The organism is Paratractidigestivibacter sp. (assembly GCF_052362415.1).
Taxonomy (GTDB): Bacteria; Actinomycetota; Coriobacteriia; order Coriobacteriales; family Atopobiaceae; genus Paratractidigestivibacter.
The window spans coordinates 3896-6704 of record NZ_DAWEMK010000079.1 but is presented as its reverse complement, the minus strand read 5'-3'; the positions used below and the strand labels follow the sequence as shown (position 1 = coordinate 6704).

The 2809-nt window shown below is 71.2% G+C and carries 1 protein-coding gene and 1 pseudogene; both read left to right on the top strand.

Annotated features, from left to right (window positions below; genetic code table 11):
- Positions 1-43 precede the first annotated feature (43 nt).
- Positions 44-1294, top strand: a complete 1251-nt coding sequence (locus tag ACT84W_RS07925) for a DUF1015 domain-containing protein (RefSeq protein WP_444328811.1) — start codon at positions 44-46, stop codon at positions 1292-1294.
- 4 nt (positions 1295-1298) lie between these two features.
- Positions 1299-2809: pseudogene (locus tag ACT84W_RS07920) on the top strand (hypothetical protein); the annotation flags it as partial.

Here is a 2809-nt window from a genome sequence, read left to right as displayed (position 1 = left end):
AACCCTACGCCCGAACATGCCCTCGACCTGAGGAGATATACCAATGCGCGCACTGCCCTTCGCCTGCCTGCGGCCCGTTCCCGACCGCGCGGCGGCGTTCGCCTCGCTGCCCTACGACGTCTTCGACCGCGGCGAGGCCGCCGCCTATGTGGCCGCCCACCCGACCTCCTTCCTCGCGATCGACCGCCCCGAGACCGCCTTCGGCCCCGACCACGACATGTACGCGGACGACGTCTACGCGGCCGCGAGGAGGATCCTCGAGGAACGGGCCGCCGACGGCACGCTCATGCGCGACCCGAACAAATGCTACTACCTCTATCGCCTCGAGCAGGGCGGCCGCAGCCAGACCGGCATCGTCGCCGCGTGCTCGCTCGACGACTACATGGACGGGACCATCCGGCGACACGAGCTGACCCGCCGCGAGAAGGAGGACGACCGCGTCCGCCATATCGAGGCGACCGGTTGCCAGACCGGGCCCATCTTCCTCGCGTACCGCGACGACCCGACGCTCGCCTTCCTCGTCGGCGCGGCCAAGGAGGCCGAGCCCCTCTATGACTTCGAGGACGCCGAGGGCGTGCGCCAGACCGTGTGGCGCGTGGGCCGCCCGGAGGCGGTCGAGGCCATCGAGCTCATGCTCGCGCGGATGCCGCGCGCCTACATCGCCGACGGCCACCACCGCGCGGCCTCGGCAGCGCGCGTGTGCCGCGAGCTGCGCGAGGACGCGGGAGACGCCCTCACGGGGGACGAGCCCTTCAACTACCTGCTCTGCGTCCTCTTTCCCGCGAGCGAGCTCACGGTCCTTCCATACAACCGCGTGGTCTCGGACCTGAACGGGATGACGCCCGACGAGCTCGCGCAGGCGGTAGCGGCCGCGAACTTCGAGGTCTCCGAGCCCCTCGGCGAGGCGGTCGCGCCCGCTCAGAAGGGCGTCTTTGGCATGTACTGCGCGGGGAGCTGGCGCCGCCTCGTCTGGAAGGGGGACGCCGAGGCGGGCGCAGACCCCGTGGCGTCGCTCGACGCGTCGCGCCTTCAGGACCACGTGCTCGGCCCCGTGCTCGGCATCGGTGACCCGCGCCTCGACGAGAGGATCAGCTTCGTCGGCGGCAACGCCGGCACAGAGGAGCTCGAGCGCAGGGCCGGCGCCGACGGCGTCGCCTTCAGCCTGTGCGCGACCTCCGTGGACGACCTCATGAGCGTCGCCGACGCGGGGCTCCTCATGCCGCCGAAGTCCACCTGGTTCGAGCCGAAGCTCCGAAGCGGCCTCTTTATCCGCAAGATCTCCGACCCGAGGTAGGCACATGGACGGCGCTGTCGGCAAACACGGCGGTGGGATCGAGAAGGTCATCGCCGCGATGGTGGAGGGCGCCGCAAAGGCGGCCCTCGCCGGTGCGGCCCCGTCCGAGGGGTTCGACATCGACCGCTTCGGCCGCGAGCTCATGGCGGCCAAGGACCCGGCGGCGCTGCTGGAGTCCTTCGTCGTCCAGACGCGCTCCGACGAGGGCGCCTCGGCACTCGAGCGAAGGCTCGCGGAGCGGCTCGGCGAGGCGGGGATCTTCGAGGACGAGGGGCGCCTGCCCGGGCTGCGCGTCGTACGCCCGAGGACGAGCGGGCTGTTCTACCTCCGTATCGAGGACGCCGAGCTCCCCTACCTCGCAAAGCTCCGGGTCCTTGGCGTCGAGGCGGCGCTGAACGGCGCGCTTCTTTGCTCCGCCCTGCTGGACGACCCGCGCGGAGCGAGCATGGAGGAGATCGTCCGCACCGAGCAACGCGTCGCGCGCTCGGTGGCCCAGCAGGCGCAGACCCCCGTTCTCGACCCTGAGGAGCTCGGGTGCGGAGGCGAATGGGCGGACCGCAAGGCCATCGCCGCGGGCATCGAGTGCCTAAGGCTCCCCTACCGGCTCTCCGCGAGGTTCCGCGTGAACGCGCGGGAAGGCGAGGCGGCCATCGAGGTCGAGCTCGTCCCGCCGCGCCTCATGCCGGCCAAGGCCTATGTGGACGGGCTCGGCATCGTGCCCGCGAGCGACGCGATGCGCAGGCGCGCGGCCACCGACTACAACCTGCGGGTGCTCGTCCTGTTGTGCGCCTACGTCTTCAACAATACCCCTGACCTGCACCGCGTTTGGGTCTCCGGAGTTGTCGACACGGCGACGAGCCACGCATGCTACTGCTCGGCGGCCCTCGAGCGCGAGGACCTCGAGGGGATTGACCTCGCGCGCGCCGAGCCCGTCTCGCTCATGCGCTTCCTGTGCGCGTCGATGGACGAGTCCGACGGGACGCTCGCGCCGGTTGCCCAGGGCTTCTCGATGGACGAGGAGCGGTTCTGCCCCAAGGGCCGCTACCGCACAGTCGAGCTCTCCGATGAGCGCCTCTCCAGCGCGAGCGCGGCGGCGAACCTCGGGTGCAGGTACGTGCACGGGCTCTCCGTGAGGGAGGACGCCGCGCGCGCCGAGGTGGCCAGGAAAGCCTCCGCCGCGCTCGGCCCCTCGACCGAGGAGAACGTCCGCTCCGTGCTCGAAATCGCGCGGGAGTCCGGGGACCCCGACGTCATCGCCGCCTCGCGCGAGGTCGCTCGCAGGCTTATCGAGGGCGAGATCGACGAGTCGGACCCCGAGGCCGTGGAGGAGTCCTTCAAGGCCGCGAGCGCCTTGAGGCAGACGGTCGCCGATGCGCAGAAAAAGCTCTTTGCCGGGGACGCGGAGGGATGCGCCGCCGTGGTCGCGGAGGCGCTCGCGCCCATCGAGGCCGATTCGAGGTACCGCGACGACGCGGGGACCCGCTGGAGGCTCTTCGACGGCTACGCGGACCGCGT